The sequence below is a fragment of the Mesorhizobium sp. CNPSo 4670 genome (assembly GCF_057784235.1).
In genome coordinates, this window is sequence record NZ_JBWJFQ010000014.1 from 72,572 (window position 1) to 94,827 (window position 22,256).

26 protein-coding genes are annotated in these 22,256 nt (G+C 62.5%); 20 read left to right on the forward strand and 6 right to left on the reverse strand.

The genetic code is table 11. The features are described 5' to 3' along the window. The first annotated feature begins 123 nt into the window (after positions 1-123). The 4 genes from AC0ZT5_RS22215 to AC0ZT5_RS22230 all read left to right on the forward strand — a co-directional run bounded on the left by AC0ZT5_RS22215 (position 124) and on the right by AC0ZT5_RS22230 (position 2,943). Positions 124-576, forward strand: coding sequence for a hypothetical protein (locus AC0ZT5_RS22215; RefSeq protein ID WP_488498179.1), 453 nt, complete (start codon positions 124-126; stop codon positions 574-576). A gap of 237 nt (positions 577-813) precedes the next feature. Then, positions 814-1,395: a TetR/AcrR family transcriptional regulator gene (locus AC0ZT5_RS22220; RefSeq protein ID WP_488498180.1), complete on the forward strand. Its 582-nt coding sequence runs from the start codon at positions 814-816 to the stop codon at positions 1,393-1,395. Continuing rightward, positions 1,392-2,225, forward strand: coding sequence for an EamA family transporter (locus AC0ZT5_RS22225; protein WP_488498181.1), 834 nt, complete (start codon positions 1,392-1,394; stop codon positions 2,223-2,225). The genes AC0ZT5_RS22220 and AC0ZT5_RS22225 overlap by 4 nt, the downstream gene beginning before the upstream one ends. A 103-nt stretch (positions 2,226-2,328) precedes the next feature. Then, the gene (locus tag AC0ZT5_RS22230) at positions 2,329-2,943 is read left to right on the forward strand and encodes a LysE family translocator (protein WP_488498182.1); all 615 of its coding nucleotides are present in this window, start codon (positions 2,329-2,331) and stop codon (positions 2,941-2,943) included. Positions 2,944-3,028: 85 nt separating this feature from the next. Here AC0ZT5_RS22230 and AC0ZT5_RS22235 read toward each other — a convergent pair whose 3' ends face one another. Both AC0ZT5_RS22235 and AC0ZT5_RS22240 read right to left on the reverse strand, forming a co-directional pair. Continuing rightward, positions 3,029-3,340 carry a transcriptional regulator gene (locus AC0ZT5_RS22235; RefSeq protein ID WP_488498183.1) on the reverse strand — a complete coding sequence of 104 codons (312 nt, stop codon included), beginning with the start codon at positions 3,338-3,340 and terminating at the stop codon, positions 3,029-3,031. Between the two features lie 141 nt (positions 3,341-3,481). Then, complete coding sequence (locus tag AC0ZT5_RS22240; RefSeq protein WP_488498184.1) at positions 3,482-3,796, reverse strand: hypothetical protein; 315 nt, start codon at positions 3,794-3,796, stop codon at positions 3,482-3,484. Between the two features lie 180 nt (positions 3,797-3,976). Between AC0ZT5_RS22240 and AC0ZT5_RS22245 the strand changes: the two genes are divergently transcribed. Together AC0ZT5_RS22245 and AC0ZT5_RS22250 are read left to right on the forward strand one after the other, a co-directional pair. Next, positions 3,977-4,372: a hypothetical protein gene (locus tag AC0ZT5_RS22245; protein ID WP_379106335.1), complete on the forward strand. Its 396-nt coding sequence runs from the start codon at positions 3,977-3,979 to the stop codon at positions 4,370-4,372. Between the two features lie 446 nt (positions 4,373-4,818). Continuing rightward, entirely contained in the window at positions 4,819-5,415 is a 597-nt protein-coding gene (locus AC0ZT5_RS22250; protein ID WP_488498185.1) for a glutathione S-transferase family protein, read from the forward strand. Positions 5,416-5,509: 94 nt separating this feature from the next. Here the strand turns inward: AC0ZT5_RS22250 and AC0ZT5_RS22255 are convergent, their stop codons facing one another. Then, a complete protein-coding gene (locus tag AC0ZT5_RS22255; protein ID WP_477287221.1) occupies positions 5,510-6,166 on the reverse strand; it encodes an outer membrane protein in 657 nt (218 codons plus the stop codon). Between the two features lie 413 nt (positions 6,167-6,579). Between AC0ZT5_RS22255 and AC0ZT5_RS22260 the strand changes: the two genes are divergently transcribed. From AC0ZT5_RS22260 to AC0ZT5_RS22285, 6 genes are all read left to right on the forward strand, one after another. Continuing rightward, positions 6,580-7,344 (forward strand): SDR family oxidoreductase, encoded by a 765-nt coding sequence (locus tag AC0ZT5_RS22260; protein WP_488498186.1) that lies wholly within the window; start codon positions 6,580-6,582, stop codon positions 7,342-7,344. Then, positions 7,341-9,416, forward strand: coding sequence for an excinuclease ABC subunit UvrC (uvrC, locus tag AC0ZT5_RS22265; RefSeq protein ID WP_488498187.1), 2,076 nt, complete (start codon positions 7,341-7,343; stop codon positions 9,414-9,416). The genes AC0ZT5_RS22260 and uvrC overlap by 4 nt, the downstream gene beginning before the upstream one ends. 100 nt (positions 9,417-9,516) lie before the next feature. After that, on the forward strand, positions 9,517-10,113 hold the full coding sequence (pgsA, locus tag AC0ZT5_RS22270; protein ID WP_354459578.1) for a CDP-diacylglycerol--glycerol-3-phosphate 3-phosphatidyltransferase: 597 nt from the start codon (positions 9,517-9,519) through the stop codon (positions 10,111-10,113). 1 nt (position 10,114) lies between these two features. Beyond that, positions 10,115-10,372, forward strand: a complete 258-nt coding sequence (moaD, locus tag AC0ZT5_RS22275; RefSeq protein WP_488498188.1) for a molybdopterin converting factor subunit 1 — start codon at positions 10,115-10,117, stop codon at positions 10,370-10,372. A 3-nt stretch (positions 10,373-10,375) separates the two neighbouring features. Further along, the gene (locus tag AC0ZT5_RS22280; protein ID WP_488498189.1) at positions 10,376-10,852 is read left to right on the forward strand and encodes a molybdenum cofactor biosynthesis protein MoaE; all 477 of its coding nucleotides are present in this window, start codon (positions 10,376-10,378) and stop codon (positions 10,850-10,852) included. Between the two features lie 95 nt (positions 10,853-10,947). Further along, on the forward strand, positions 10,948-11,712 hold the full coding sequence (locus AC0ZT5_RS22285; protein ID WP_488498190.1) for a YbaY family lipoprotein: 765 nt from the start codon (positions 10,948-10,950) through the stop codon (positions 11,710-11,712). A 110-nt stretch (positions 11,713-11,822) separates the two neighbouring features. Here the strand turns inward: AC0ZT5_RS22285 and ndk are convergent, their stop codons facing one another. Continuing rightward, positions 11,823-12,245 carry a nucleoside-diphosphate kinase gene (gene ndk / locus AC0ZT5_RS22290; protein ID WP_027048827.1) on the reverse strand — a complete coding sequence of 141 codons (423 nt, stop codon included), beginning with the start codon at positions 12,243-12,245 and terminating at the stop codon, positions 11,823-11,825. A 307-nt stretch (positions 12,246-12,552) separates the two neighbouring features. Here ndk and AC0ZT5_RS22295 point away from each other — a divergent pair, with 307 nt between their 5' ends. Further along, the gene (locus AC0ZT5_RS22295; protein WP_488498191.1) at positions 12,553-12,837 is read left to right on the forward strand and encodes a DUF2934 domain-containing protein; all 285 of its coding nucleotides are present in this window, start codon (positions 12,553-12,555) and stop codon (positions 12,835-12,837) included. A gap of 83 nt (positions 12,838-12,920) precedes the next feature. Here AC0ZT5_RS22295 and AC0ZT5_RS22300 read toward each other — a convergent pair whose 3' ends face one another. Continuing rightward, positions 12,921-13,610, reverse strand: coding sequence for a glutathione S-transferase family protein (locus tag AC0ZT5_RS22300; protein ID WP_488498192.1), 690 nt, complete (start codon positions 13,608-13,610; stop codon positions 12,921-12,923). A 59-nt stretch (positions 13,611-13,669) separates the two neighbouring features. Here AC0ZT5_RS22300 and AC0ZT5_RS22305 point away from each other — a divergent pair, with 59 nt between their 5' ends. After that, the gene (locus AC0ZT5_RS22305) at positions 13,670-14,182 is read left to right on the forward strand and encodes a DinB family protein (protein ID WP_488498193.1); all 513 of its coding nucleotides are present in this window, start codon (positions 13,670-13,672) and stop codon (positions 14,180-14,182) included. A 24-nt stretch (positions 14,183-14,206) separates the two neighbouring features. Here AC0ZT5_RS22305 and AC0ZT5_RS22310 read toward each other — a convergent pair whose 3' ends face one another. Continuing rightward, positions 14,207-15,148, reverse strand: a complete 942-nt coding sequence (locus AC0ZT5_RS22310) for a LysR substrate-binding domain-containing protein (RefSeq protein WP_488498194.1) — start codon at positions 15,146-15,148, stop codon at positions 14,207-14,209. A gap of 110 nt (positions 15,149-15,258) precedes the next feature. Between AC0ZT5_RS22310 and AC0ZT5_RS22315 the strand changes: the two genes are divergently transcribed. The 6 genes from AC0ZT5_RS22315 to AC0ZT5_RS22340 all read left to right on the forward strand — a co-directional run bounded on the left by AC0ZT5_RS22315 (position 15,259) and on the right by AC0ZT5_RS22340 (position 22,235). Next, positions 15,259-16,092, forward strand: coding sequence for a hypothetical protein (locus tag AC0ZT5_RS22315; RefSeq protein WP_457151393.1), 834 nt, complete (start codon positions 15,259-15,261; stop codon positions 16,090-16,092). 45 nt (positions 16,093-16,137) lie between these two features. After that, positions 16,138-17,064, forward strand: coding sequence for a DMT family transporter (locus AC0ZT5_RS22320; protein ID WP_488498195.1), 927 nt, complete (start codon positions 16,138-16,140; stop codon positions 17,062-17,064). Beyond that, a complete protein-coding gene (locus AC0ZT5_RS22325) occupies positions 17,057-17,260 on the forward strand; it encodes a hypothetical protein (protein WP_095086282.1) in 204 nt (67 codons plus the stop codon). Before AC0ZT5_RS22320 ends, AC0ZT5_RS22325 begins: the two co-directional genes overlap by 8 nt. 161 nt (positions 17,261-17,421) lie before the next feature. After that, complete coding sequence (locus tag AC0ZT5_RS22330) at positions 17,422-17,871, forward strand: Ros/MucR family transcriptional regulator (RefSeq protein ID WP_488498196.1); 450 nt, start codon at positions 17,422-17,424, stop codon at positions 17,869-17,871. Between the two features lie 134 nt (positions 17,872-18,005). Next, positions 18,006-19,883: an ABC-F family ATP-binding cassette domain-containing protein gene (locus AC0ZT5_RS22335; RefSeq protein WP_488498197.1), complete on the forward strand. Its 1,878-nt coding sequence runs from the start codon at positions 18,006-18,008 to the stop codon at positions 19,881-19,883. Between the two features lie 243 nt (positions 19,884-20,126). Next, positions 20,127-22,235, forward strand: coding sequence for a molybdopterin-containing oxidoreductase family protein (locus tag AC0ZT5_RS22340; RefSeq protein ID WP_488498198.1), 2,109 nt, complete (start codon positions 20,127-20,129; stop codon positions 22,233-22,235). The last annotated feature ends 21 nt before the right edge of the window (positions 22,236-22,256 follow it).

The following is a 22,256-nucleotide window of genomic DNA, read 5'->3' on the forward strand; positions in this document are numbered from 1 at the left end:
TTTCCATGCAAGGTCCGGCTTTGGCCAACGCCGTTCCGAACTGGGAAACCATTGTTTCCGCAACCGCTTGACCGCCGCCAAGCGAATCCGCAGAGTGCGCGCAATCGACCTTGAGAGGCTGCCATGACTCGCTTCGCCAAATCCGCACTTGCTGCCCTGATTTCGCTCTGCACTCCGCTTGCCGTGCCTCTCGGCGCTACCCAGGCCGTGCAGGCGGCCGACCTTGGCGTCTATTCAGACGACGATGGTGGCGTCTGTGGTGAAGCCTGGGTGTTGAACAAGATCACCAGCCGCTTTTCCCATCAGGTGCATCACGTGCCGCATCTGCCCAACGTGCAGATCACCGATTTCCGGCGCATCCACCAGCATCGTTATCTGGCGGCCAGCGAGACCTGGCCGATCGGCCGCCGCTATTGCGGCGCCACCGTCAGCCTATCCGACGGCCGCGATCGCACCATCTGGTACCTGATCGAGGAAGGCCAGGGCTTCGCCTCGATCGGCGACAATGTCGAATTCTGCGTCTCGGGCTTCGACCGTTGGATGGTCTACAACGGCCGCTGCCGCATCCTGCGCTAGAGCAATTCCAGGAAAAGTGTGAAACGGTTTTCCGTCCGGAATTGCGTCAAAACAAAGAGGTAGGGAGGTTCGGCGTTTCCGTGAAACGGTGAACCTCTAGAGCGCGGGTTTTCCGTTCCGATTCTTTTCGCGCCTGCGGCTCTACCCGCTGCAGGCGCTTTTTTTGTGCTGTGTTGACAGAGGTGGCGATCCGTCGCATAAATATGAGACAGACCTGTCTCATCACTGGTAAGCGCCATGACATCGTCGCCTGCTTCCGACAAACGCCAGCACGTCGTTGAAACGGCCTACGGGCTGTTCAAGCGCGCCGGTTTCCATGCCACCGGCATCGACCGGATCATCGCCGAGGCCGATGTGGCCAAGATGACGATGTACCGTCACTTTCCCAGCAAGGACGAACTGATCGTCGAGGTGCTCGACTATCGCGCCCTGCGTTTTGGCCGCCAGTTGGACCGCCTGGCCGAGGAGGTAGCGACGCCCGGGCAGAAAATTGCAAAGATCTTCGACTGGCACGAGCGCTGGTTCCGCAGCACGGATTTCCATGGCTGCCTGTTCGCGCATGCGCTGGCCGAGTTCGGCGATCCGGAACATCCGGTGTTCAAGGCTGTCGCCAGGCAGAAGAACGGCCTCAAGAAGCGCATGCAGTTGATCCTCGAAGAGGAAATGCCGCGTGGCCGCGCCGAAAGCGTGGCTGCGGTCCTGCTGATGCTGATCGAAGGTGCGACCCTGCTGGCGCAGATGGGGCAGGCGGACACCGCCATTCGCGACGCCCGCAAGGCGGCCCTGAGCATCATCGCCGCTTCGCGCAGGCCGCGATGAGCCCGCTGGTTATCGGGCTCGCGCTGTTTGCCGCGATCCTGCACGCCACCTGGAACGCCTTCCTGCGTACCGGGGCCGACAGGTTGTGGACCGTCACCGTCATGAGTTTTTCCAGTACGGCGTTCGCCATCCCCTTCGCCATCTTCCTCACCCTTCCGGCCGCACCGGCCTGGCCCTATGTCATGCTCTCGGCCTGCCTTCAGGTCGGCTACAGCGTGTTCCTTGTGGCCGCCTACAGATATGGCGAACTGGGACAGGTCTATCCGATCGTTCGCGGCAGCGTGCCGCTGCTTGTCGCGCTCGGCGGCTTCTTCCTGGCCAACCAGCAGCTCACCCAACCGCAGACCGTCGGAGTCGCACTGGTCGCCGGCGGCATCATGGGCCTTTCGCTCGGGAGAGGCAGGGCCGCCACGACATCGATACTCTATGCCTTGGCAACGGGAGCGATCATCGCCGCCTATGCGACGGTCGACGCGATCGGTGTTCGCGCGGCGGGAAATGCCGGCGCCTACACCGCGTGGGTTCTCGTGATCTACGGCGCATTGCTGCCGGCGACCTTCCTTGCCTGTCGTGGCCGGCTCATCGTCGACCTGCGGGCGCCGGAAACCTGGAAGGCGCTGGGCGGCGGCCTGTTCGCGCTTTTGGCCTATGGTGTCGTGGTCGCGGCCTTCGCGCTCGGACCGGCCGCTCCCATCACCGCGATCCGCGAAACCAGCGTCGTCTTCGCCGCTTTCATCGGACGGCTGTTTCTCGGCGAGATGCTGACGCCGAGGCGGATCGGCGCTTGCGCCATCGTCGCCCTCGGCGCCATCTGCCTCGGCTATCAATGACCAAAATGCGCGTCGCGCAGAGCCCGATAATTCCTGATGTTGCCGACAGGCAAATCGGCTAGTCTGAACGCCCGAGAGCAACAGATCACTTTCGGGAGTCCACATGGACCTTGCCACCATCCTTGCCTTCACGGCTGCCTTCTTCGTGTTCGCGGCCAGTCCCGGTCCGGACAACATGACGATTGTCGCCCGCACGATCTCCAGCGGTGCCGCGTCGGGCATTGCCTATGGCGCAGGCACGGTGGTCGGCATTCTCATCTTCCTGGTCCTCGCCGTCGTCGGTCTGTCTTTCATCGCCGTCAAGATGGCGATCGCCATGACGGTGCTTCGTTATGGCGGAGCGATCTATCTGATTTGGATGGGCATCAGGTTGTGGACCGCCGTGCCCGTAGTGCCGGAACTGCAATACATCTCCGGACGGCGCGGGCTGCTGGCGATCTTCGCCACGGGTGTCGCGCTCAACCTCGGCAATCCGAAAATGCCGCTGTTCTACGTGGCACTGCTGCCGAACGTGGTTGGCGCGTCTCTCGACGCTGGTCATCTTGGTGTGTTGACGATGGTGATCCTGGTTGCCGAGGTCGTGGTGATCGGTGGCCATGTCATACTGGCCGGCCGCGCCCGCAGCCTGTTGCGCACGCCGAAGATCGTGCGCCGGGTCAACCGCGCGGCGGGCGGTGCGATGATCGGCGCCGGCTTCGCCGTGGTCGCCACGCGTTAGAGCAATTCCAGGAAAAGTGTGAAACGGTTCTCCGTCCGGAATTGCGTCAAAACAAGAGATACAGAGACGTCGCGCAATCGCGGCGCTATTTTCTGCGCTGCGCCGCCTCGGCCCGATCGAACATTTTGCGCAGGTAGGCGACGTGACCGCGGAACGCGCGCCGCCCGCTCGTCGTTGCCTTGACGCGTGTCTGCGGCCGGCGGCCGACGAACAGCTTTTCGATATCGACATAACCGGCCCTGGCCAGCGTATCGAGATGCGCGCCGAGATTGCCGTCGGTGGCGCCAACGATGGCCTTCAGCCGGGTGAACTCCAGCATTTTCCGCCTTTCCAACGTGTTCAGGGTGGCCATGATCCTGAGCCGCGTGCTCTGGTGGATGATTTCGTCGGCGCTCATCGATCTGCTCCGGTGCGGTCAAGCCAGACACTGCGATCGATGCGGCCAATGCCATCGCGCGCCGTCTCGACGATTCCGGAAAGCGCCACCTGCTCTTGTGCGATCGACATCGAAGCAATCCTGCATCTCATGTAGAATACTCTACGGTCCAGAGTTATCTGTCAAATCACTTTCAAGCGCGGCGCGATCATGCTTGACAAGGTGATGCAGCTGTCGGTCGTCGCATTGCTCGCGTGATCCGTGTAGATCGCACGCGTGCACGAGATGATCGCACCGATCAAGCAGCAGGTGATGATGTTCGCAGCCGAAGATCAATGCACAGAACAGCTCGCTGACCTTCGGAGCTTCGCGGCGCGATCGGTCTAGCAGGGTGCGGAGAATGTCGGCGGTGAACTGCTGGCAATGATTGAAGATCAGCAGCGGATTTTTGTGATGATCCGCATGGTCGTGTGCCATCGGTAACCAAAATTTAAGCTGCGAAATTCAGTCTATTGCTTCGCTGGCTAGAGAGCCGCGAGTCAGATATGCATTGCCCGTCGAGGTCATTCACGGCCGTCGGCGTAACGCAAGGGGCATGACATGGCGAAGCAGTCGTCTAAGGCGCCGGCATCCAAGACACCGGCAAAGAAAGCACCTGTGAAAGCAGCAACGGCCAAGGTCGCGGCAGCAGTGAAGAAAGCAGCACCCGCGGCCAAGCCGAAGGCAGCACCGGCAAAGGCAAAAGCAGCACCGGCCAAGAAGCCGGCAGCGGCCAAGGCCGTGGCAAAACCGGCAGTGAAGAAGGCAGCGCCGGCGAAGGCCGCGGCAAAGCCGGCCGCCAAGGCAGCACCGGCCAAGAAGCCGGCAGCCAAGGCGGCGGCGAAACCCGCAGCCAAGAAGGCAGCGCCCGCGAAGGCCGCGGCCAAGCCCGCCGCCAAGGCAGCACCGGCCAAGAAAGCGGCAGCGGCAGCGACAAAGCCCGCCGTGAAGAAAGCCGCGGCTCCCAAGGCCAAGGCAGCGCCGGCAAAGGCGAAGGCGCCGGCCAAGAAGTAGACCAGGTCTGGTTGGAGCACTGCGTGTCCTGCTGGATGCGCGGAGAACGCTCTGACACTTGCGATCGGCGCATGATCATTCCGGAAACCGCAACTGGTTTTCGGGCCGTGCGCAAGACCGTCGGCGAAGGGGGCCAGGGCAGCAAAGCGAAGCGCCGGACAGGCTGCTTCGCTTGCTCGCGTGGTATGGTCTTCTTTCACACCTGGCCATGAAACGAATGCCCCGCCGCGAAGCCGGGGTTGCGGAGGATTGAAAAGCAGATCGGATCTTCCGCTCTGCTGTGGTCTTCTTGCTCGATGTGGATCGCGTATCCGTCTGTAGCCATGTCACGGTGGTCATGGCAGGAAACCATCACTGGTTTTCTGGCAGTTGGTTTTTTGTTGCCTGGCCATTGCCGGGCAGCCACTCCCGGTCAAAAGTGCCGGTCGGCAAACAGGAACCCGATCATGCCCAGACTGCTCTACGCTTCCACTTCTCCCTACAGTTCCAAGGTGCGTATGGCCGCGGCCTATGCAGGCATCGCCATCGATGCGGTGCCGGTCAAGACTGAGGACAAACCGGCGGTGCTGATCGAGGCCAACCCGCTCGGCAAGATCCCGGTGTTGGTGCTCGACGACGGCCGCTCGATCCATGACAGTCGCGCCATTACCCAGCACCTCAACCGTGTTTCGAAGAACGCACTGTTTCCGCGAAACCCCGACAAGCGTCTCGAGGCCGAGGTGCTGGAGGCGTTGGCAGACGGCATTTGCGACTGCGCGCTGTCAATGGTCTATGAACGACGCACGCGACCTGAAGAGATGGTCTATCAGCCCTGGCTCGACCGGCAGTGGGCGAAGATCACGGCAGCGCTCGATCTGCTCAACGCCAACCCGCCAAAGCTGCCGAAGAAGATCACCGCCGGGCAGATCGCGTTGCGCGCCTGCCTTGGCTATCTCTCACTGCGCTTTGCCGGAAAATGGGAAAAGGGCCGCGCCCGGCTGACACGCTGGGCAGCACGCTTCGACGAGAAGTTTCCGGAGCTGAAAGGCTGCATTCCCGGGTGATCATGATCACCCCGGGTGATCACCAAAGTGACCCATTGGACACAAAAAAAGCCGGGCGCGAGGCCCGGCTTTTTCGTGTCGTGGCTTGAACGACTTAGAACTTCATACCGACGCCGAAGGTGACGCGGTTGTCGGTGGCCTTGACCTTCCCGATACCATCGAAGTCCTTGCTGCCGAAGTCGGTGTAGCGGTACTCGACGCGGCCGAAGACATTGTCGGTCAGCTTGATGTCGGTGCCGAGACCGGCGGTCCAGCCGATCATGGTGGCGGTATCGCTTGCGCCCAGGACACTGTCTTCCACCTTCAGGCTTCTGCCGGCGAGACCGCCGGTGCCATAGAGCAGGATTTCCGGGGTCACGGCGTAACCAAGACGGGCACGCAGCGAGCCTTCGAAGCCGGCCTTGGAGTCGATGCCGTTATCGTCACCCTTGACGCCGTTGTAGCCGAGCTCGGCTTCACCGCCGTACACAAAGTTCTCCTGCTGCCACTGATAGCCGCCGAAGACGCTGCCGATGAAACCCTTGGTATCGGTTTCAACGTCGAAGTCCTTTTCCTTGGTACGGCCGCTGAAGCCATAGCCGAGATTGATACCGGCATAGGGGCCGGCCCAGGACGCGACAGGCAATTCAGCAACCGGGGCGGGTGCCGGCGGCTCTTCCTGAACGACGTCTGCGGCATAGGCAGTTCCGCTGAGGGCGAAGAGCCCGAGCGCCACGGCCAGCGGCCGTGCGAATTTGAGATTGGCTTGCATTGTTCTTTACTCCTTAAGCCACAGGACACAGGCTTGTTTCTCACGATCGCCATCGACCCGTCCGGGGGGTGAAACGGGTCTGGCGTTCGTCGGTTCCAAATGTCGTGTCAAAATGCGGCTGAAGCGAACCTGAACTTGGGTCATTCCCCGGCGCGAATGAGGCAGAAACTTGACGTTGCATCTTCGCAACAGCGAAATGGCAGGAGCAGTTACATGCTGCACTGCACGCCGCTTGGTGCAAGGAGTCCAGCGTCCTATATTGCGATCGGGCGGCTCCTGGTCCAGGACGAGTCGGAAGGCCCAATCGGTGGGTTCGCCACAATGCTGCCCAAGGTGCGAACGCCATTTAACGCATGCCAGGCCATATTTCGCCGGCATCGTGTTTTCGGGCCGAAATTGAGGATTGACACCATATGAGCAAAGCCACTGCCACGGCGCTGGTGACGGGCGGGGCGAAACGGATCGGCAGGGCGATCGTCGAGGATCTCGCCGCCCATGGTTTTGCCGTAGCCATCCACTGCAATCGTTCGCGCGACGAAGCCGATGCAATGGCCGGGCTGATCAATCGGACCGGTGGCCGCGCCGCCGTCGTCGCCGCCGACTTGACCGAAATGGGCGCCGTCGGCGACCTCGTAGGCAAGGCGGAAGCTGCGGTCGGACCACTCTCGCTGCTAGTCAACAATGCATCGCTGTTCGAGGACGATTCGGTTCTGGACTTCGACTGGCGGGCTTGGGATCGGCACTTTGCCGTGCATGTGAAGGCGCCGGCGCTGCTGGCGCAGAACTTCGCCCGCGCGTTGCCGCAGGGACAGGAGGGCCTGATCGTCAACATCATCGATGAGCGCGTCTGGCGGCCGACGCCGCGCTATTTCTCCTATGCGTTGTCCAAGTCGACGCTGTGGACGGCCACGCAGATGATGGCGCAAGCGCTCGGTCCCCGCATCCGCGTCAATGCCATTGGCCCGGGGCCGACCCTGAAGAATGCTCGCCAGGACGACAGCGATTTTGCCGCGCAGGTCGAAGGCTTGATCCTCAAGCGCGGCCCGGAATTGCCGGAATTCGGGGCCACCATCCGCTATCTATGGCAAGCGCGCTCGGTCACTGGCCAGATGATCGCGCTCGATGGCGGCCAGCATCTTGCATGGCAGACGCCCGATGTGACAGGCATGGCGGAATGAGTCCTGTAGACCACAAAAGCAAGCCGCGCGGCGGCGCCGACGATCTGCCTCCCGAAGTCGATCTCGACCTTGAGGACGAGGCGGTGGAGGAGATCGTCGAACCGGTCGGTCCCGATGTCGCCTTCACCGCCATCGACTGGACGCCGCATGCCGGCGACGCCGAAGGCATGGTCGGCGCCGAGGTGATCCAGACGCTGGTCAAGCGGCTGCCCAACGCGCCTGGCGTCTACCGCATGATGAACGCCGCCGGCGATGTGCTTTATGTCGGCAAGGCGCGCAGCCTCAAGAAGCGCGTCACCAACTACGCTCAAGGCAGGTTCCACACCAGCCGCATCGGCCGCATGGTGCGCGAGACGTCGACGATGGAGTTCGTCGTCACCCGCACCGAGATCGAAGCACTGCTGCTCGAAGCCAATCTTATCAAGCGCTTGCGGCCGCGATTCAATGTCCTGATGCGCGACGACAAGTCGTTTCCCTATATCCTCTTGACCGGCGACCATGTCTCGCCCGGCATCTACAAACATCGCGGCGCGCGATCGCGCAAAGGCGATTATTTCGGCCCCTTCGCCTCGGCTGGCGCGGTCGGCCGCACCATCAATTCGCTGCAGCGCGCCTTCCTGCTGCGCAGTTGCACCAACTCCTTCTACGAGAACCGGACGCGGCCGTGCCTGCTCTACCAGATCAAGCGCTGCGCCGGCCCCTGTACCGGAGAGGTTTCGCACGAGGACTATGCCGAGCTGGTCGGCGAGGCGAAGGACTTCTTGTCGGGCCGCAGCCAGAAGGTGAAGACGGAAATCTCGGCCGCCATGCAGCAGGCCTCGGAAGACCTCGATTTCGAGCGCGCCGCCATCTATCGCGACCGGCTGGCGGCCCTGTCGCATGTGCAGAGCCACCAGGGTATCAACCCGGCGACCGTCGATGAGGCCGATGTCTTCGCCGTCCATCAGGAAGGCGGCCAGGTCTGCATCCAGGTGTTCTTTTTCCGCACCGGCCAGAACTGGGGCAACCGCGCCTATTTCCCCAAGGCCGATCCGGCGCTGGAGGGATCGGAAGTGCTGGGCTCGTTCCTGGCGCAATTCTATGACGACAAGCCGACGCCGCGCACCATTCTTCTGTCGCGCCCCGTCGAGGACCAGGAGCTGCTGGCCGAAGCGCTCTCCACCCGCGCCGGCCGCAAGGTCGCGATCTCGGTGCCGCAGCGCGGCGAGAAGAAGGACCTGACCGACAACGCCCTGCAGAACGCCCGCGAGGCGCTCGGCCGCCGGCTGGCCGAAACCTCGACGCAAGGCCGGTTGCTCGCCGGTTTTGCCGAGACCTTCGGCTTGCCCAAGCCGCCGGTGCGCATCGAGGTCTACGACAACTCGCACATCATGGGCACCAATGCCGTCGGCGCCATGGTCGTTGCCGGGCCGGAAGGCTTCGTCAAGAACCAGTATCGAAAGTTCAACATCCGCTCGACCGAGATCACGCCGGGCGACGATTTCGGCATGATGCGCGAGGTGATGGAGCGGCGTTTTTCGCGGCTGCTCAAGGAGCATGGCGATGTCGTCATGGCCGACGATGCGGCAGCAGGCGAGGCGGCCGATGATATCGAGGGCGACATCTCCGGCAGCTTCCCGGCGTGGCCCGACGTCATCCTGATCGACGGCGGCCAGGGCCAGATGACGGCGGTGCGCAAGATCCTCTCGGATCTCGGCATCGAGGACCGCGTCGTGGCCATCGGCATCGCCAAGGGCCAGGACCGAGATGCCGGCCGCGAGCGCTTCTTCGTCAGGGGCAGGGACTCGTTTTCGCTGCCGGTTCGCGATCCCGTCCTCTACTTTGTCCAGCGGCTGCGCGACGAGGTCCACCGTTTCGCCATCGGCTCGCACCGTGCGCGCCGCAAGAAGGAGATGGTCAAGAGCCCGCTCGATGAGATCAGCGGCATCGGCCCCGGCCGCAAGCGCGCCCTGCTCATGCATTTCGGCACCGCCAAGGCTGTCAGCCGTGCCGCCATCGAGGATTTGAGGAAAGTCGATGGCATTTCCGAACAGGTGGCGAAACTGGTCTACAATCATTTTCATGAGAGCTAGGGGATTTGGTACTTTTCGGCTGGCTAATCGATTTTGGCCTGTTGACCCCCTACAACAGCTTCTGATTTGAGTAGGCAGGCAGAAAGAGTTCCCCAAAGATATGGCCAAGCGCGCGTTCAACCTGCCCAACATGCTCACCTACGCCCGCATCATCGCGGTGCCGCTGGTGGTGCTGTGCTTTTTTCTCGAGGGACATCTGAAGTCGAGCGACTTCGCCCGCTGGTCGGCGCTGGTCATCTTCCTACTCGCAAGCGTCACCGATTACCTGGACGGCTATCTGGCGCGCGCCTGGCAGCAGACCTCCAACATCGGCAAGATGCTCGACCCGATCGCCGACAAACTGCTGGTCGCCACCTGCCTGCTGCTGCTGGCGGCTGATACCGATCGCCATGCCGGCATCGCCGGCTGGTCGTTGTGGGCGGCGATCATCATCTTGTGCCGCGAAATCCTCGTTTCGGGCCTGCGCGAATATCTGGCGGCGCTCAAGGTCTCGGTGCCGGTGACGCAGCTGGCGAAATGGAAGACCGCGATCCAGATGGTCGCCATCGCCTTCCTGCTGGCTGGGCCTGCAGGCGACAAGATCTTCCCGCTGACCACCCAGACCGGGCTGGTGCTGCTGTGGATCGCAGCGCTGGTCACGCTCTACACCGGCTACGACTATTTCCGCGCCGGCCTCAAGCACATCATGGACGAATGAGATGACGACCCGGCTCATCTATTTTGCCTGGGTGCGCGAGCGGATCGGCCTGCCTGAGGAAGACGTCGACTTGCCTGCCGGCATCGAGACGGTCGCCGACCTCCTGCGCTGGCTGAAATCGCGTGGCGAGGGCTACGAGCACGCGCTGCAATATCCCGACGTGATCCGCGTCGCCATCAATCAGGAACATGTCGAGCACCACGAGAAGATATCGGGCGCCCGGGAGATTGCGCTGTTCCCGCCGATGACCGGGGGCTGATCCATGTCGGCCGCCGTGGTGCCGACGGTGCGGATCCAGCGCGAAGATTTCGACGTCGCTGCAGAGATCGCCAGACTGACGCAAGGGCGCGCCGACATCGGCGCCGTGGTGACCTTCTCCGGCCTCTGCCGCGATGAGCAGGGCGCGCTCTTGGCACTCGAACTCGAGCATTATCCCGGCATGGCGGAGGCCGAGATCAGCCGCATCGCCGTTGAAGCGATTCAGCGCTGGCCGCTGCAAGGCCTTACCGCCATCCACCGCCACGGCAAGATCGCGCCCGGCGACAACATCGTGCTGGTGGTGGCGGCATCGGCGCATCGCCAGGCAGCGTTCGAGGCAGCGAACTTTCTTATGGACTACCTGAAATCGCGCGCGCCGTTCTGGAAGAAGGAGCATCGCGCTGACGGCTCCGAGGGCGGCTGGGTCGAGGCCAAGGAAGCCGACGCCAAGGCCGCACAGCGCTGGAAACCGTCCGAATAAATCCTGTCGCAGCCATGCATTGACCGCAATCCTTTGGCCAATTGGTCGCGGTTGGTCAGCCTGGGCATTGGCAGCCCGGGGCGAGGGAGATGGTCATGCTGGACAGGATCGCGGAGTTCTTCGTCTTCGGTTTCGTGCCTCTGGTCGTCGGCATATTGGCCGTGCCGGAACTGTCTGTTGCCGCCGAAAATACAATGCGAGGCGAGGTGATCTATCGCGAGCGCATCGCCTTGCCGCCAAGTGCCGTGCTCTCCGTCCAGCTTGCCGATGTCTCGCTCGCCGACGCGCCGGCCACGATCATCGGCGAGCAGAACGTGAAGCCGGCCGGCCAGGTGCCGATCAGCTTCGAGATCAAATTCGATCCCTCCGTCATCCGGTCGCAGATGAACTACGCCTTGCAAGCCCGCATTACCGTCGACGGCAAGCTCCTGTTCATCTCCGATATGCGCCATCAGGTCGATCCGCTGACCGACGTGCCGCAGACCATCATGCTGAAGATGGTCACGCCGAGCGCCGAGCAGACGGCTTCTGTCATTGGTCAGATCTGGCTGGTGGACTATGTCGACGGCATTGGCGCCATCGCCGCGCCGCAAGCCACGTTCAGGATCAGCGAGGCCGGCAGGGCGGGCGGCAGCGGTCCCTGCAACACCTATTTCGCCACCGCCAAGGTCGAAGGCCAGGCGATCGCGATCAGCGACATCGGCTCGACCTACAAGGCCTGCGCACCCGAGGTGATGGCCGAGGAAAAGGCGCTGTTCGATGCCTTGACCAAGGCGGCGTCATATAGTGTCGGCGACGGCAAGCTCGTCATATCAGACAAGGATGGCCGCGAGATCCTGCGCTTCAGTGCCGCAAGCTGATGCCCGGTCCGGCGTCACCCCGGCGCGGCGAGAGCGGATCGTTGCACCAATGAAAAAGGCCGGCGAGACGCCGGCCTTTTTTACAGGAGTCCAAGGTCTGGACTGTCGTGTCAGCCGACGATTTCGGTGTCCGAGAACCAGTACTTGATCTCTTCCGCTGCCGTCTCCGGCGCATCGGAGCCGTGCACCGAGTTTTCGCCGATCGACAGCGCATGCACCTTGCGGATGGTGCCTTCGGCGGCATTGGCCGGGTTGGTGGCGCCCATCACTTCACGGTTCCTGGCAATGGCGTTCTCGCCTTCCAGCACCTGCACGATGGTCGGTGCCGACGACATGAACTCGACCAGCTCGCCGAAGAACGGACGGTCCTTGTGGACGGCATAGAAGCCTTCCGCCTCACGACGGCTCATCCAGACCCGGCGCGAGGCGATGACGCGCAAGCCGGCCTCTTCCAGCATCCTGGTGATGGCGCCGGTGAGGTTGCGCCGGGTCGCGTCCGGCTTGATCATGGAAAAGGTGCGTTCGAGCGCCATGGGTTGTCCTTGTGATGAGATGGAATTGAGAGTGGCGGGCTCTATACAAGCCGCCCGTGCCATTGCCAAGGGGTGAGATCAAAGGGGCGAGGGACGGTCCGCGAAGCGGACGGAAAGCCAATTGACTGGCTTTCCGAGTAACCGACGCCCGCAGCGATGCGAAGGGCCGGAGCAGCTGTGCGTTTCTGTGTCAGGCCGGCGCCGATGAGGCCGACCAGCAGGCGAGATCGGATGGCTGTCATGCGATGCTTTGCTTGCTATAGTTGCGTGTCGGCGCCGCGCTGAAGTCGGCCCGAATGGAGACCACATGATCATGGCAGACGATCGTCAGGAACGCATTCGCAACCGTGCGCATCAGATCTGGCTGGAAGAGGGACAACCGGCTGGCCATCATGATCGCCATTGGCATCAGGCGGTAGCCGACATCGACCAGGAGGATGCCGGGGGCAAGTCGGCAGCCAAAAAGGCAACTGGTGCCGGCAAGGCAAAAGCCGCTCCCAAGGCCAAAGCCGCTCCCAAGGCCAAAGCCGCCCCTAGGGAGGCGAAGGCTGCCACAAAGACCAGCAAGCCAAAAAAGGCGGCAGCCAAGTAGGCTTGGCTATATCGCTGCTGGCCTTTCTCGCAGGGATTGACGGCCATCGTGCCTGCTCAGCACCAAGGTGAGGCGCTGCGGCGTCACGCCGCCGCCACCTTTCGCGCCAGCCCGCCGTGCAGGTCGAGGCAGCGGGCGAACCATTGCGCCACCACGTCGCTGTCTTCGAGCAGCTGGTAGGGCGAGGCTATGCGCGCCCATTGCAGGGCGCCGAAGACGACGTAGTCGGCGAACAGCGGCGACGTGCCGCCAATGTAGGGCTGGTAGCCGAGCATTGAGCGCAGCGGCTCCAATGCAGTGCGGAATGTTGCCAGTCCGGCGTCGCGCGCGGTGACTATATCCTCCAGCTTCCTGCCAAGGCGTTGCTCGCGGCTCTGGCGGAAATAAGCGGCGTTCTCCTCGTCCTGCATGGCGTGGAGGTCGATGATCGCCGCGGTGGTGACATAGGGATGGATCGTCAGTTGCGACCAGCGTTCGATGAAGCGTGCCATCGCCTTGCCGCCTTCGCCGCCAAACAGCGTCGGCCGATCCGGATAGGCTTCGTCAAGATAGAGCGCGATGGCGAAGGAATCGGCGACGACCGTCTCGCCGTCGCGGATCACCGGAACGGTTTTCGAAACGCCGCCCTCGACAGCGGGCACTTCGAGAAAGCGCGTCGGTGCGGTCGAAATGTCGAGCCCCTTGTGCGCAAGCGCCATCGCCACCTTCCAGCAATGCGGGCTGAACGGACGGCCAGCGTCGCGTCCGACGAGGTCATAGAGCAGAATGGTCATTGGCGTTGGGCCTCTAGCGGGTTAGGTAGGCCCCGCATCGATGCGAGCCGAGGGAAGCCATGAGACAGCATTTCATGATGTTTGCGGCCTATAATCAATGGGCCAACAACCGCATCTACGATGCCGCGGCCGAACTCGACGAAGAGGAATTCAACCGCAATGTCGGCGCCTTCTTCGGCTCGATGATGGGCACTCTCAACCACTTGCTGACAGCTGACCGTATCTGGATGAAGCGCTTCACCGGCGAGGGCGACGCGCCGACGACGCTGGATGCCGTCCTCCACCGGGGCTTGCCCGGCCTGCGGATGGTGCGTGAAGCCGAGGACAGGAGGATCATCGATTGGGTTGGCGGCCTCAGCGACAAGGCGTTGACGGGCCGCTTCACCTATATGACGGTCTCGGACATGCGCACGGTCTCGCAAAGGCTTGCCCCGGCACTGGATCATGTCTTCAACCACCAGACACATCACCGCGGCCAGGCGCACACGATTCTGACCATCCTGGGGCAGCCAAGCCTGGGTCTGGACCTGATGCTCTTCCAGCGCACCGAGGAGGGCAGGGCTTTCGCCTGATCCTGGCTGGGGGCAGATCGAAGTTCAGCCGGCGGTCTCGCTGTCCAACTGGTTCTGCGTCAGTGCGGCTTCCGCCACGATCCACTGTTTGAACAGCGATACCTTGCGAGCGTGCAGCGTCTTGTCGGGGCAGACGAAATACCACCCCGCGGTATTCGGGTGGTGCACCTTGAATGGAGCCACCAGCCTTTCGGCCCGGATATCGCTGGCCATATAGGCACGATTGGCCACGGCAAATCCCAATCCTGCGTTAGCCGCCTCGTAGGACATCATGCAGGAATCGAAATAGATGCTTTTGGTCTCGCGGAGCACGAAGCCGGCGCCGGCGAAGTCGAGCCATGATTGCCAGTTCTGGGTGCAGGTGTCGGAATGCAGCAGCGTGAAGTGGCGCAGATCTTCGGGCCTCACCTTCGACAGTGGCTTGTCGCCCAGGATTTCGTGGAAGAGTTTCCTGCTGCACACCGGCGTCAGGTCTTCCCGGAACAGCAGATCGGATTGGAGCCCATGAAAGTGGCCGTCGCCATAACGGATTTCGAGATCGAACTCGGAAGTCGTCAATTCATGCGTCGCGTAGGATGTCGAGACCCGCATCACAATATCGGGATGTTGCCGTTGGAACAGCGGCAGGCGCGGAAACAGCCAGCGTGCCGCAAAGGTCGGCAGCACCGATATCTTCAACACATGTTCCTGCGATTGCCCGGTCGCCTCCATGCTGGCGGCGACGATCCTCTCCAGCGCCTCGCGAACGCGCGAGACATAAGTCTCGCCCTCCGGCGTCAGCGACACTGCATTGCCGCCGCGCTGGAAAATCTTGAAACGCAGTTGATCCTCAAGGCTTTTGACGCGCTGGCTGACCGCTGACGCGGTGATAAACTGTTCTTCGCCGGCGCGCGTGAAATTCCCGTGCCTCGCAGCACTCTCCACGATTTTCAGCGAATTGAGGTTGACCTGACTGAGCAGACGCACGGTTTCGACCTTAAGCTGGGCTTACACTAGCACCAGCATTCCTAATTTTACAGGGGTGGGTGATCTAATCGACTGTTTCCCAAGTGTTGCCCCCGCCCCGGAGAAGTACAATGAACGCCCATACCATCCCCGAACTGCGTTATGCGATGAGCCGCGAAGCCATCATCGGTCACGAAACCGCCTGGAAGGTGTCGAGTTTCGGCGTCGCGCAATATCTGCACGGCTATGACCCGGCCCTGCTTGCAGCAATTGAGGAAGCTGCTCTGAAGCTCAAGGCCAGCCATGCCGTGCACAAGCACCTTGACTTGACCTTCATCACCGGCGCCGACCGTTTCATCCCCGAGATCAAGGAGTTGCTGCATGACAAGCTGCGCCTGGAGCGGCTGTCCGACATGATGGGCACCAAGCTGGAGCCCTATCCGCTGTCGATCGTCGGCTCGACGGTGACCTTCATGAATCCCAAGGACGGCGCCGTTGAATGGCATTGCGATGGCGTTCCGGTCACCGAGCTCATTCCGCTGTCGATCAGCAATCCGCTGGTCGGCGGCCACCTCGAAATCTACTGCGACGACTCCGAAACCGGCCGCGCCATCCTCGAATCCGGCCGCGAGATTCCGCGCAACCGTGTCATGCGCATCGATCACAAGATGAACTACGCCACGCTTGGGCAGTTTCTCGGTGTCCTGCATCGCACCGCGCCGATCCGGTTCGGCGAACGCGTCACGCTGGTGCTCAACCAACGCTCGGTGGCCAAGCCCTATGTCGACGACAACCGCATGTTCTATCTCGCCGCCGACAACGACCATGACCGCGAATGGGTCAACGAGCTGGCCGAAGACGTCTGGACCAACCAGTTGCCGGCCTATCGCCGGTTCGAGCAAGAGCATCCTGTTCCGGCGTCGTCCGAGGCGCCGATTCCGGGCGGAGCCAGGGAATCATGGTAATCAGCCATGATCCCGGAAAGTGGGAACCGGTTTTCGGACAGGATCATGGTCGAACACAGAGATAGAGGCCCACGCCAGTTCTTTCGGCATGGATCCGGCCCGGTAACCGCGCTGGTCTTTGCTGCCGGGGCGGTGGCGTTGTGGTCGACCAATGCGCTGGTCGGCAAATCCCTGCTGGCCAGCCATCCGGTGTCGCAGGTGCAACTCCTGCAGTTTACAGGAGCTGCACTCCTCTTCGCCGCCATCCGGTTGATGAGCCGGGAAAGGGCCGTGCCAGTTTCGGCAGGGCCGGCGCTCGTCTCTCTCGCGGTCGGCTTCATCGGTCTGGTCGGCACCATGGTGCTGCAATACATCGCTTTCGCTTCGATGCCGGTGATCGAGGCCAATCTGGTGGCCTACACCTGGCCGTTGATGGTCGCTGCGGCGGTCATCGCTCTGCAGAATCCGCGGCGCCCGGCACTGCTGGGCCTCGCCGCGGTTGTGGGCTTCATCGGCGTTGCACTGGTGATTTCGGGAGGGCGTAACCAATCCTGGCTCCAGGGCGATCTCGTCGGCTATGTCGCCGCATTCGGGTCCGCACTGTGCATGGCCTTCTATTCGATCATGGTGGGACGCGTTGCCACCTCGCCGGATCGCCTGTTGCTGCCCTCGTCGCTGATCGGTGTCGCCTTGACGTTCTTGTGGTGCGCTCGCGACGGTTTCGCCTGGCCCGTCGGCACGGACCTGGCTCTCGGGCTCTATCTCGGCGCCGGTCCTATGGGGTTGGGTTACTACTTCTGGTCACGCGCCTTGAAGCTCGAAGGCAGCGGCAAGGTCGCGGTCGTCGCCTATCTCACGCCGATCGCCTCGACGCTGCTGCTGACGCTATCGGGCGAAAGGCTGACGATGACGGCCATTGTCGGAGCCGTCCTCGTCATCGGCAGTTGCGTCGCGGTCGGCGTGGAACGTTCGGAGGCCCAGAACCATGTTTGACGAAAACGAACGTCTGGCCAGGCAGGAAGCGCATTGGCTGATCAAGGAATTTGGCGCCGAGGCACCGCTATATGCCGCCATGAAGGCCGAAAAGGCTATAGAGCAAAAGGACTTCAGCCGTTGCGCCCGTTGGAAGCGTATTCTAGAGATATTGGCCGACGGTCATGCTGCTAAGTCTGCTAGTCCCAAGTATTAGATTTTCTAATTTGCGCGACGTCGATTTCCCATGAAAAGTATTTTTGCGAGTCTTGATTCCTTGTTGAGACTTGGCGGTCCGTTGGGGGGCGCGGCTAAAGAGATACAAAGACACAAGTCTTCACTGGGGTGGATGACTTTGTCGGAAATAGGGTGATAGAATTGTCAAATATCGATGATAAGACCGTTATCGAACTGACGGCCGATATTGTCTCGGCCTATATAGGCAACAATCCGCTTCCGGCTTCCGGTCTACCTGAATTGATTGCCAGCGTCAGCGCTTCGGTGCGCAAGCTGGCTGGTGCACCTGTCGCGGAAAGCCCAAGCCTGGTTCCGGCCGTGAACCCGAAGAAGTCGGTGTTTCCCGACTACATCATCTGTCTTGAGGACGGAAAGAAGTTCAAGTCGCTCAAGCGACACCTCAGGACCGATTATGGCTTGAGCCCGGACGACTACCGGGCCAAATGGAGCTTGCCGCCGGACTATCCGATGGTTGCGCCAAACTATTCGGCGACACGGTCGGCGCTGGCAAAGTCGACGGGGCTTGGCCGCAAGCCGGCAGCAGCGCCGGCCGTCGCAGCCAAGGCGACGAAGCGCAAGGGGACTGCCTGAGCGCTGCCTGGCCGGGTAGGTAGGCAGATCGGCTGCCTTGACGACGCCTTTGCGGGCGTCGTTTTCAGGCCTTGTGCGGCCAACTGGCCCGCAAGGTCTTGCGAAGCGTTGATGTCCGGTGCAAAAGCGCGGCCATGCTGATCATCAACGACCTTTCGCTCCGCATGGCCGGACGCCTGCTTCTCGACCACGCCTCGCTGACCTTGCCGGCCGGCACCAAGGCCGGTCTTGTCGGTCGCAACGGCACCGGTAAGACGACGCTGTTCAAGGCCATCACCGGCGACCTCGCCTCCGAGACGGGCTCGATCAGCCTGCCCAAGAACACGCGCATCGGCCAGGTGGCGCAGGAAGCGCCCGGCACCGAGGACCCGCTGATCGAGATCGTGCTCAAGGCCGATCTCGAGCGAACGGCACTCCTTGAAGAGGAAAAGACCGCCACCGATCCGCACCGCATCGCCGACATCCACATGCGGCTGGCCGATATCGACGCGCACTCAGCCGAGTCGCGCGCGGCCACCATTCTTGCCGGTCTCGGCTTCGATGATGTTGCGCAGCGCCGCCCGGCCTCGTCCTTCTCCGGCGGCTGGCGCATGCGCGTGGCGCTTGCGGCGGTGCTGTTTGCCGAGCCTGACCTTCTGCTGCTCGACGAGCCGACCAACTATCTCGACCTCGAAGGCACGCTGTGGTTGGAAAACTATGTGTCGAAGTATCCGCACACCGTTCTTCTGATCTCGCATGATCGCGACCTGCTCAACCGCGCCGTCAATTCGATCGTTCATCTTGACCAGAAGAAGCTGACCTTCTGGCGTGGCGGCTACGATCAGTTCGAGCGTCAGTATACCGAGCAGAAGGAACTGCAGGAGAAGGGCAGGGTCAAGCAGGAAGCCGCCCGCAAGCATATGGAATCCTTCGTCGAGCGCTTCCGCGCCAAGGCCTCGAAGGCGAGACAGGCGCAGTCGCGCATCAAGGCGCTGGAGAGGATGAAGCCGATCGCCGCGATCGTCAACGATACGGTGCGGCCGTTCTCCTTCCCCGAGCCGGTGAAGACGGTGGCCTCGCCGATCGTGGCGCTGAACAACGTCAATGTCGGCTACACCGAGGGGCAGCCGATCCTCAAGAAGATGACCCTGCGCATCGATGCCGACGACCGCATCGCGCTGCTCGGCGCCAACGGCAACGGCAAGTCGACCTTCGCCAAATTGCTGTCCGGCCGGCTGAAGCAGGAGGCCGGCACCATGACGGTGGCGCCCGGGCTGAAGGTGGCGATCTTCGCCCAGCACCAGCTCGACGATCTCCGGCCTGAGGAAAACGCCTACGAGCATGTTCGCCGGCTGATGCCGGAGGCGCCGGAATCGAAGGTGCGCGGACGCGTCGCCCAGTTCGGCCTCACCACCGAGAAGATGAACACCGCCGCCAAGGATCTGTCCGGCGGCGAGAAGGCGCGGCTGTTGATGGGTCTGTCGGCCTTCGAGGGACCGAACCTGTTCATCCTCGACGAGCCGACCAACCATCTCGACATCGACAGCCGTGAATCGCTGATCCATGCGCTGAACGAATTTCCTGGCGCGGTGATCCTGATCTCGCACGATCGCCATCTGCTGGAGGCGACCGCCGACCGGCTGTGGCTGGTCAAGGACGGCGCAGTCAATCCGTATGACGGCGACCTCGAAGACTACAAGACGCTGGTCACCGGTGTGTCGGGCGACCGCCGTGGCAAGCGCGAGGCGGACAAGGCATCAAAGGCCGACCGCCGCCGCGATGCGGCTGCGCGCCGCGCCGCCTTCGAGCCGCTGGCCAAGGAAATCCGCGCCACCGAAGCGCTGATGGACCGCATCCGCAAGCGCATCGACGGCATCGAGGACGAGCTGTCCAATCCGGCCGTCTACGAGAAGGACCCCTCGACGGCGACCCGGCTGGCCAAGGAGCGCTCGCAACTGGCCCAGACACTGGCCGGCCACGAGGAAAAATGGCTGACCATGTCGGCCGAGTACGAGGAAGGCACGGCGGAATAGGGCATGTCGAAGGAATCTTGGATCGGGGCTGCGAAGGTTTTGGCGATCAATCCAGGGGCTGTCGTAAAATGCCCTGAATGCGGAGAAGGCAATCTGGTTGTCGTCGACGCCGGGGCAGGGGCCACGCATGTCGAGCGCCATATGCATTGCCCAAAATGCGGCGCCTACAATGCGCTCTTTAAGCGAACCGACGGCGTGTAACTGGCCCTACACGCCGCGCCCGAAAGCCGTTAGACAAGTGCCATGAACCAGCACGCCAAGCTCAGAATCGGCCATTCGGCCTGTCCGCATGATTGCCCGTCGACCTGCGCGCTCGAGGTCGAGTTGCTTGATGGCAACCGCATCGGCCGCGTCCATGGCGCCAAGGCCAACAGCTATACGGCCGGCGTCATCTGCGCCAAGGTCGCGCGCTATGCCGACCGCGTCCATCATCCCGACCGTCTGCTGAAACCGCTGGTGCGGGCCGGCGCCAAGGGCGACGGCGTGTGGAAGGAGGCGAGCTGGGAGGCCGCACTCGACCTCGTCGCCGAAAAATTCATCGCGGCCGAGGAGAAATACGGCTCGGAGACGGTCTGGCCCTATTACTATGCCGGCACGATGGGACTGGTGCAGCGCGACGGTATCGACCGGCTGCGCCACGCCAAGAAGTACTCCGGCTTTTTCGGTTCGATCTGCACCAACCTGGCCTGGACGGGCTGGATGATGGGGGCCGGCGCCTTGCGCGGGCCCGATCCGCGCGAGATGGCGAAATCCGACTGCGTGGTGATCTGGGGCACCAATGCGGTGGTCACGCAGGTCAACGTGATGACCCACGCCATCAAGGCGCGCAAGGAACGCGGCGCCAGGATCGTCGTCATCGACGTCTATGAGAACGCGACGATGAAGCAGGCCGACCTCGGCCTGGTGCTGAAGCCCGGCACCGATGGCGCGCTAGCCTGCGCGGTCATGCATGTGCTGTTCAGGGAAGGCATGGCCGACCGCGCCTATCTCGAAAAATACACCGACGACCCAAAGGGACTGGAAGAGCATCTGCGGACGCGCACACCGGAGTGGGCAGCGGGCATTACCGGTCTGACGGTCGCCGAGATCGAGGCTTTCGCTCGGCTCGTCGGCACGACGAAGAAAACCTATTTCCGTCTCGGCTATGGTTTTGCGCGCCAGCGCAACGGCTCGGTCAACATGCACGCGGCGGCCTCCATCGCCGCTGTCACCGGCTGCTGGCAATATGAGGGCGGTGGCGCCTTCCATTCCAATTCCGGCATCTTCAAGCTCAACCAGGATGTGCTGGAAGGCACGAAGATGCGCGATCCCTCGATCCGCTATCTCGACCATTCGCGCATCGGCCCGGTGCTGACCGGGGCGAAGGATGCGCTCTATGGCGGCCCGCCGGTGACGGCGATGCTGATCCAGAACACCAACCCGGCCAATGTCGCGCCTGAACAGCGACTGGTGAAGCAGGGTTTTCTGCGCGACGACCTCTTCACCTGCGTCCACGAGCAGTTCATGACCGACACGGCCAAGCTCGCCGATGTCGTGCTGCCGGCGACGATGTTCCTCGAGCACGACGACGTCTACAAGGGCGGCGGCAACCAGCACATCACCCTCGGCCCCAAGCTGATCGACCCGCCGGAAGGGTCACGCACCAACCATTTCGTCATCGAGGAACTGGCTGAACGCCTCGGCGTCGCTGATCGTCCAGGCTTCGGCCTGACCGAACAGCAGCATATCGATATCATCTTGGGCAAGCGCGGGCTGGGCAGCTTCGACAGCTTGAAGGAAGACAAGTGGGTCGACCTGCAGCCGGATTTCGACACCGCGCATTTCATCAAGGGTTTCGGCCACGCGGATGGGAAATTCCGCTTCCGCGCCGACTGGACCGGGCAGGCGGCGCCCAACCGGCCGCCGAAGGGCATGGGTCTGTTCGGACCGGTGGAGCGGCTGCCGGAATTCCCCGACCATGTCGACCTGATCGAGGTCGCCGATGAGGCGCATCCGTTCCGGCTGGCGACATCGCCGGCACGCAATTTCCTCAACTCGACATTTTCGGAAACACCGGTGTCGAAGGCCAAGGAAGTGCGGCCGGAACTGCTTCTGCATCCCGACGATGCGGCGGCCCATGGGCTTGCTGACGGCGACCGCGTCGAGGTCGGCAACGAGCGCGGCGAAGTGGTGCTGCACGCAAAACTGTTCAACGGCATCAAGCGCGGCATCGTCATCGCCGAAGGCATCTGGCCAAACAGCGCGCATGAGCGCGGCGAGGGCATCAACGTGCTGACCGGCGCCGATGCGCCGGCACCTTATGGCGGCGCTGCCTTCCACGACAACAAGGTGTGGCTGCGCGCGGCAGACTGAGGCCGAAGGGAGCTCCGCTCC

What these genes read in the sequence shown, in the direction of transcription:
- pgsA (WP_354459578.1), top strand. Translation starts at nt 9,517, where the DNA reads ATGGCCAAGCGCGCGTTCAACCTGCCCAACATGCTCACCTACGCCCGC.
- AC0ZT5_RS22305 (WP_488498193.1), top strand. Translation starts at nt 13,670, where the DNA reads ATGAGACAGCATTTCATGATGTTTGCGGCCTATAATCAATGGGCCAAC.
- uvrC (WP_488498187.1), top strand. Translation starts at nt 7,341, where the DNA reads ATGAGTCCTGTAGACCACAAAAGCAAGCCGCGCGGCGGCGCCGACGAT.
- AC0ZT5_RS22225 (WP_488498181.1), top strand. Translation starts at nt 1,392, where the DNA reads ATGAGCCCGCTGGTTATCGGGCTCGCGCTGTTTGCCGCGATCCTGCAC.
- AC0ZT5_RS22295 (WP_488498191.1), top strand. Translation starts at nt 12,553, where the DNA reads ATGATCATGGCAGACGATCGTCAGGAACGCATTCGCAACCGTGCGCAT.
- ndk (WP_027048827.1), bottom strand. Translation starts at nt 12,245, where the DNA reads ATGGCGCTCGAACGCACCTTTTCCATGATCAAGCCGGACGCGACCCGG.
- AC0ZT5_RS22320 (WP_488498195.1), top strand. Translation starts at nt 16,138, where the DNA reads ATGGTCGAACACAGAGATAGAGGCCCACGCCAGTTCTTTCGGCATGGA.
- AC0ZT5_RS22235 (WP_488498183.1), bottom strand. Translation starts at nt 3,340, where the DNA reads ATGAGCGCCGACGAAATCATCCACCAGAGCACGCGGCTCAGGATCATG.
- AC0ZT5_RS22215 (WP_488498179.1), top strand. Translation starts at nt 124, where the DNA reads ATGACTCGCTTCGCCAAATCCGCACTTGCTGCCCTGATTTCGCTCTGC.
- moaD (WP_488498188.1), top strand. Translation starts at nt 10,115, where the DNA reads ATGACGACCCGGCTCATCTATTTTGCCTGGGTGCGCGAGCGGATCGGC.
- AC0ZT5_RS22240 (WP_488498184.1), bottom strand. Translation starts at nt 3,796, where the DNA reads ATGGCACACGACCATGCGGATCATCACAAAAATCCGCTGCTGATCTTC.
- AC0ZT5_RS22300 (WP_488498192.1), bottom strand. Translation starts at nt 13,610, where the DNA reads ATGACCATTCTGCTCTATGACCTCGTCGGACGCGACGCTGGCCGTCCG.
- AC0ZT5_RS22255 (WP_477287221.1), bottom strand. Translation starts at nt 6,166, where the DNA reads ATGCAAGCCAATCTCAAATTCGCACGGCCGCTGGCCGTGGCGCTCGGG.
- AC0ZT5_RS22325 (WP_095086282.1), top strand. Translation starts at nt 17,057, where the DNA reads ATGTTTGACGAAAACGAACGTCTGGCCAGGCAGGAAGCGCATTGGCTG.
- AC0ZT5_RS22315 (WP_457151393.1), top strand. Translation starts at nt 15,259, where the DNA reads ATGAACGCCCATACCATCCCCGAACTGCGTTATGCGATGAGCCGCGAA.
- AC0ZT5_RS22230 (WP_488498182.1), top strand. Translation starts at nt 2,329, where the DNA reads ATGGACCTTGCCACCATCCTTGCCTTCACGGCTGCCTTCTTCGTGTTC.
- AC0ZT5_RS22280 (WP_488498189.1), top strand. Translation starts at nt 10,376, where the DNA reads ATGTCGGCCGCCGTGGTGCCGACGGTGCGGATCCAGCGCGAAGATTTC.
- AC0ZT5_RS22335 (WP_488498197.1), top strand. Translation starts at nt 18,006, where the DNA reads ATGCTGATCATCAACGACCTTTCGCTCCGCATGGCCGGACGCCTGCTT.
- AC0ZT5_RS22260 (WP_488498186.1), top strand. Translation starts at nt 6,580, where the DNA reads ATGAGCAAAGCCACTGCCACGGCGCTGGTGACGGGCGGGGCGAAACGG.
- AC0ZT5_RS22285 (WP_488498190.1), top strand. Translation starts at nt 10,948, where the DNA reads ATGCTGGACAGGATCGCGGAGTTCTTCGTCTTCGGTTTCGTGCCTCTG.
- AC0ZT5_RS22250 (WP_488498185.1), top strand. Translation starts at nt 4,819, where the DNA reads ATGCCCAGACTGCTCTACGCTTCCACTTCTCCCTACAGTTCCAAGGTG.
- AC0ZT5_RS22340 (WP_488498198.1), top strand. Translation starts at nt 20,127, where the DNA reads ATGAACCAGCACGCCAAGCTCAGAATCGGCCATTCGGCCTGTCCGCAT.
- AC0ZT5_RS22220 (WP_488498180.1), top strand. Translation starts at nt 814, where the DNA reads ATGACATCGTCGCCTGCTTCCGACAAACGCCAGCACGTCGTTGAAACG.